Origin of the sequence: Haloarcula sp. JP-Z28, from assembly GCF_011440255.1 — an archaeon.
Taxonomy (GTDB): Archaea; Halobacteriota; Halobacteria; order Halobacteriales; family Haloarculaceae; genus Haloarcula; species Haloarcula marismortui.
The window spans coordinates 1-1223 of the sequence record NZ_JAAOHT010000160.1 but is presented as its reverse complement, the minus strand read 5'-3'; the positions used below and the strand labels follow the sequence as shown (position 1 = coordinate 1223).

The window sequence follows — 1223 nt, the reverse complement described above, 5'->3', positions numbered from 1 at the left end:
TTGACTAGCTGCCGACACTGCTCAACGAAGTCGAGGAGATCGACTTCCATAGCCAGAATTGATTTCCTCGGCTTCGTCCTTCTAACCCGTGATAACCGCCGATTAGATCGCTATTCAACGCGGCAGAACGGTCCTGAATTGGAGTAGTATCGTCTGGTGATTTGCGTACATTTACATAGAACACGGCGAGAAAACTAAGCACCAATAGGGCCATTGGCACCGCTCGTGTGGGGGACCTCACTGTCTCTGGGAGCAGTCTCGCGTCTGGCAAGGGTCCGGCCTAATGAAGCGCGCGAAGTCAGCACCAAGAGGTAAAAAAGTCAACCATTTCACACATGTTGGGAGAAGTTCAGACGAATAATGACGAATAGTGACCGTCTCCTGTCTCGACTCGGATTTTCCGAATCGTCGGGGGCAGGATTTAGTCTGACGTTGGCCGGGTTCATTGGCTTCATGGGGATAATTACCGCTGAGGTCCTCTACCCAAACTATTCGACGAGACAGGACATCAGTGATCTGGGATCGACCCGCCCACCGAACCCCGTGATTCACGAACCGTCTGCGACAATCTTCAACACAACGATGCTGGTAACGGGGGCGATGGTACTCCTCTCGGCATACTTTCTCTACCGGACGATGGACCGACGTGGGTTCCCACTCGCACTCGCAGTATTTGGGTTCGTTGCGTTCGGCGTCGGCGTTTTTCCAGGGAATGCGACACCGTGGCACGGGATATTTGCTCTTCTCACCTTCTTTAGCGGCGGTATCACCGTCGTTCTCTCTTCTCAGGTCGTTTCCAGACCGTTCTCGTTCCTCTGTTCTGCGACGAGCAAGTCGGTGAGCAGTAACGGGACCGTCTGAGGAAGCATCGTTTCTACGCGACCAACAGTGAGGTGCCCATCTTATTTTGCGTGAAACGAAGACGAAGAATCGGAACGGCGATTCCGCACCGCATGTAACGTCACACAGACCGCAAAACGTCGGTGTAGGTCGGTGTGTTGCAGTCCCTGACGACGAGGTTGCGCCAGCGGCAGATCAGTCGTCGGCTGGTTCCACGACGCCGTCGAACCCGGTCATCTCCAGCCCGCCGCCGATGGTCCGGTTCGGGTACGGCATGTTGATGTCCTCGGCGTCGAAGCGTTGCTTGACCGACTTGACGTATTCGGCGCGCGTCTTGACGAAGTCGGACCGACTCGGGTTCTTGATCCAGATACGGGACTGCA

Annotated in this window: 1 protein-coding gene and 1 pseudogene; one reads left to right on the top strand and one right to left on the bottom strand. The window is 55.2% G+C overall.

What is annotated here, in order from left to right:
• Nucleotides 1-360: 360 nt before the first annotated feature.
• Nucleotides 361-861 (top strand): DUF998 domain-containing protein, encoded by a 501-nt coding sequence (locus G9463_RS23695; RefSeq protein WP_240150144.1) that lies wholly within the window; start codon nt 361-363, stop codon nt 859-861.
• A 174-nt stretch (nt 862-1035) separates the two neighbouring features.
• Here the strand turns inward: G9463_RS23695 and G9463_RS23690 are convergent.
• Nucleotides 1036-1223, bottom strand: a pseudogene (locus G9463_RS23690) (mechanosensitive ion channel family protein); the annotation flags it as partial.

What these genes read in the sequence shown, in the direction of transcription:
- G9463_RS23695 (WP_240150144.1), top strand. Translation starts at nt 361, where the DNA reads ATGACGAATAGTGACCGTCTCCTGTCTCGACTCGGATTTTCCGAATCG.